Raw genomic sequence first — 4,024 nt, 5'->3', positions numbered from 1 at the left:
TGTCTGTGTCAGACGGTGCGTCAGGCGGTGGGTCAGGTCTTGTTGGGACCTTCGTAGTCGTCCCCGTAGGCGCCCTTGGCCGGCCTGCGGCGGCGCATCGGGGGTTCCACGCCGTCGGCGAGGCGGCGGGCGGTGAGGAGGAATCCGGTGTGGCCGATCATCCGGTGGTCGGGGCGGACGGCGAGCCCTTCGACATGCCAGTTGCGGATCATCGATTCCCAGGGCTGGGGTTCGGCGAAGCAGCCGATCTCGCGGATGGACTCGACGGTGCGGGCGAGCTGGGTGGTGGTGGCGACGTAGCAGCAGAGGATGCCGCCGGGCACGAGGGCCTTGGAGACGGCGTCCAGGCACTCCCAGGGGGCGAGCATGTCGAGGATCACTCGGTCGACGTCCGCGTCGGTGAGATTGTCCTGGAGGTCGCCGACGGTGAGCTGCCAGGCGGGGTGTGGGCCGCCGAAGTAGCGCTCGACGTTCTGCCGGGCGATGTCGGCGAAGTCCTGGCGGCGCTCGTAGGAGTGCAGCATGCCGTGATCGCCGATGGCGCGGAGCAGAAAGGCGCTGAGCGAGCCGGAGCCGACCCCGGCCTCGACGACGCGGGCGCCGGCGAAGATATCGGCGAAGGCCAGGATCTGCCCCGCGTCCTTGGGGTAGACCACGGCGGCACCGCGGGGCATGGACAGGACATAGTCGGGGAGCAAGGGGCGCAGCGCGAGGTAGGCGACGTTTCCCGTGGTTCGGACCACACTGCCCTCGGGGGCGCCGATCAGCTCGTCGTGGGGGAAGGACCCTTTGTGGGTGTGGAAGTTCTTCCCGGCTTCGAGCGTGAAGGTGTAGTGGCGTCCCTTGGGATCGGTGAGCTGGACCTGGTCCCCGACTGCGAAGGGCCCGCGACGGCGGGCGGCACCGGTCGGTTCGGACATGTGACCAGCCTACCGGGCGTGCGGGAGGCCGGAGACCAGGAGCGCGGCGCGGAGGCAACGGGGTCCGGCGCGCGGAGGTCAGGAGTGCGGAGGTCAGGAGTGCGGCCGGGCCATGGCGGCGACGAAGGCTCGCTCGACGTCGGCGGTGGACAGGACGCCGTAGATCTCTCCGGTGTTCTCGATGACCAGGTATTCGGTGGCGGGGGTGGCCCTGAGGCGGTCGAGGAGGGCTTCGCCGGCGAGGGTGGCGGGGATCTTCATGCCGTCGGTGAGGTCCTGGGCGAGGCCGCTGACGGCGACCCAGGGGCGGCGGTGCTCGGGGACGGAGACGATGGCGGTCTCGCGGACGAGGGCGGTGGGGTCGCCCTGGCCGTCCACCACGACGAGGGCGCGGGCGCCGGCTTCGTTGGCACGGCGGAGGGCTTCGGAGAGGGGGGTGCCGGATTCGACGGGGACGGCGCGGCGGGTGAGGGTGCGCGCTTCCAGTTCGGGGAGGTGTTCGCGCAGGCGGGCCATGCGGAGGCTGTTCCCCGCGCCGGTCCAGATGATGGCCGCGAGGATGGCGGCGAGGAGGGCGTCGGTGACGGTTTCCATGCCGCCGATGTCCTGGGCGGGGTTGCCGAGGGCGCCGGTGTGGGTGAGGAGGGGGAGGCCGATGAGGACGGCGACGGCGAGGGCACGGCCGACCCAGGCGGCGGCGATGGTGCCGCTCATCGGCTTGCCGGTGATCTTCCAGACGATGGCGCGCAGCATCCGGCCGCCGTCCAGGGGGAGCCCGGGCAGGAGGTTGAAGGCGGCGACGATCAGGTTGGAGATCATGAGGCCGGCGAGGAGGACGCCGGGGACGGTGCCGGGTTCGACGGCCTGCATGCCCGCGTAGAAGACGCCGGCGAGGACGAGGGAGAGGAGCGGGCCGACGAAGGCGAGGATGAATTCGCGGCCGGGGGTCTCGGTCTCCTTCTCGATCTCGGAGACGCCGCCGAAGAACTGGAGCTGGATGCGGCGGACCGGGAGCTTGAAGCGGAGCGCGGCGACGGTGTGGGCGAGTTCATGGACGAGGACGGAGGCGTAGAACGCGACGGCGAAGAAGAGCGAGACGAGGTAGCGGGCGCCGCCGAGGTCGGGCAGGACACGGTCGAGCTGTCCGCCGAAGACCCAGGTGATGAGGGCGGCGACGAGGAACCAGCTGGGGGCGACGTAGACGGGCACGCCGAAGGGGCGGCCCATGAGGATTCCGCCGCCGGGGCCGTCGGAGCGCCGGCGCTTGCCGTTCGGGGGGGTCTCTCCGCCCGATTCGGCCCGCGACCGCTCGCGCTCGCCTCTCGTGTCGTCCTCGTTCACGGGTTCCCTTCGGCTGGGTGTGGGGTGTGGTCTCGGCTGTGGTGTCCGGCGGCGCTGGTGGTGTCCCGGTGGCGCTGGTGGCGGGGGCGGGGGGTTGCTTTCCTCATCCGATCATGCAGCGTCGATGCCTCTGACGTCGATGGTATTGCGCTCGCTGTCAGTGGCGGGTCGTAGGGTCTGCGTCATGAGTACGAGTCAGGAGTCCGGACCGGGCCGGGGGCCCATGTCGCTGTCTCCGTCGCGGGCGGCCGATTTCATGCAGTGTCCCCTGCTGTACCGGTTCCGGGTGATCGACAGATTGCCGGAGAAACCGAGCGAGGCGGCGACGCGGGGCACCCTGGTGCATGCGGTGCTGGAGCGGCTGTTCGACGCCCCGGCGGTGGAGCGTACGGCTCCGCGGGCGAAATCGCTGATTCCGGCGCAGTGGGACCGGCTGCTGGAGAACCGGCCGGAGCTGGGGGATCTGTTCGCGGAGGACGCGGGGGGTGAGCGGCTGGCGCGCTGGCTGGGCGAGGCGGAGACGCTGGTGGAGCGGTGGTTCTCGCTGGAGGATCCGACGCGTCTTGAGCCGGCGGAGCGGGAGATGTTCGTGGAGACGGAGCTGGAGTCGGGGCTGCGGTTGCGCGGGGTGATCGACCGGGTGGATGTGGCGCCATCGGGTGAGGTGCGGATCGTCGACTACAAGACGGGGAAGGCGCCGCGCCCGGAGTACAGCGAGGGCGCGCTGTTCCAGATGACCTTCTACGCGCTGGTGATCTGGCGGCTGAAGAAGGTGGTGCCCCGGCGGCTCCAGCTGGTGTATCTGGGCAGTGGCGATGTGCTGACGTACGACCCGGTGCGGGCGGATCTGGAGCGTGTGGAGCGGAAGCTGCTGGCGCTGTGGGAGGCGATCCGGGTGGCGACGGAGTCGGGGGACTGGCGGCCCCGGCCGACGAAGCTGTGCGGCTGGTGTGACCACCAGGCGGTGTGTCCCGAGTTCGGCGGTACTCCCCCGGTCTATCCGCTGAGCGTTTCCCCGGCGGACGCGCCGGACTCGTCGGAGGCCGGTCAGGGCAGAATGGCCTCTGACCGAATGTGAGGAGTTCTCTGTGGCTATCCGCGTCCTGCTGGTCGATGACCAGCCGCTGCTGCGTACCGGTTTCCGGATGATTCTGGAGGCCGAGCAGGACATCGCGGTCGTGGGTGAGGCCGGGGACGGTCTCCAGGCTCTCGACCAGGTGCGGGCGCTGCAGCCCGATGTTGTGCTGATGGATATCCGGATGCCCCGGATGGACGGGGTCGAGGCGACCCGGCAGATCACCGGCCCGGGCCGGGACGGCCCGGCGAAGGTGCTGGTGCTGACCACGTTCGACCTCGACGAGTATGTGGTGGAGGCGCTGCGGGCGGGGGCGAGCGGCTTTCTGCTGAAGGACGCCCCGGCGGATGAGCTGGTGCAGGCGATCCGTGTGGTCGCGGCGGGTGAGGCGATGCTGGCGCCGAGCATCACGCGCAGGCTGCTGGACAAGTACGCGGGACATCTGCCGTCGGGCGAGGAACCGCTCCCGGACACGTTGCATACGCTCACCGACCGGGAGGTGGAGGTGCTGAAGCTGGTGGCGCGGGGATTGTCGAACGCCGAGATCGCGGCGGATCTCTTTGTCAGCGAGACGACGGTGAAGACGCATGTGGGGCATGTGCTGACCAAGCTGGGGCTGCGGGACCGGGTACAGGCCGCGGTGTACGCGTACGAGAGCGGTCTGGTGCGGCCGGGCGCTCAGTAGTGG

General features: G+C 70.3%; 4 protein-coding genes. 2 read left to right on the top strand and 2 right to left on the bottom strand.

The features are described from left to right. Nucleotides 1-32: 32 nt before the first annotated feature. Nucleotides 33-920 carry a tRNA (adenine-N1)-methyltransferase gene (locus ACWF94_RS35415; protein ID WP_453498298.1) on the bottom strand — a complete coding sequence of 296 codons (888 nt, stop codon included), beginning with the start codon at nt 918-920 and terminating at the stop codon, nt 33-35. A gap of 93 nt (nt 921-1,013) precedes the next feature. Then, entirely contained in the window at nt 1,014-2,261 is a 1,248-nt protein-coding gene (locus ACWF94_RS35410; protein ID WP_453498295.1) for a site-2 protease family protein, read from the bottom strand. 184 nt (nt 2,262-2,445) lie between these two features. Between ACWF94_RS35410 and ACWF94_RS35405 the strand changes: the two genes are divergently transcribed. Together ACWF94_RS35405 and ACWF94_RS35400 are read left to right on the top strand one after the other, a co-directional pair. Continuing rightward, the gene (locus tag ACWF94_RS35405; RefSeq protein ID WP_453498292.1) at nt 2,446-3,339 is read left to right on the top strand and encodes a RecB family exonuclease; all 894 of its coding nucleotides are present in this window, start codon (nt 2,446-2,448) and stop codon (nt 3,337-3,339) included. Between the two features lie 10 nt (nt 3,340-3,349). Continuing rightward, nucleotides 3,350-4,021, top strand: a complete 672-nt coding sequence (locus ACWF94_RS35400; protein ID WP_453498289.1) for a response regulator — start codon at nt 3,350-3,352, stop codon at nt 4,019-4,021. Nucleotides 4,022-4,024 lie beyond the last annotated feature (3 nt).

It is taken from the genome of Streptomyces sp. NPDC055078, assembly GCF_053607985.1.
The sequence above is the reverse complement of the archived record's forward strand: the minus strand, read 5'-3'. Positions and strand labels throughout refer to the sequence as shown.

What these genes read in the sequence shown, in the direction of transcription:
- ACWF94_RS35415 (WP_453498298.1), bottom strand. Translation starts at nt 920, where the DNA reads ATGTCCGAACCGACCGGTGCCGCCCGCCGTCGCGGGCCCTTCGCAGTC.
- ACWF94_RS35405 (WP_453498292.1), top strand. Translation starts at nt 2,446, where the DNA reads ATGAGTACGAGTCAGGAGTCCGGACCGGGCCGGGGGCCCATGTCGCTG.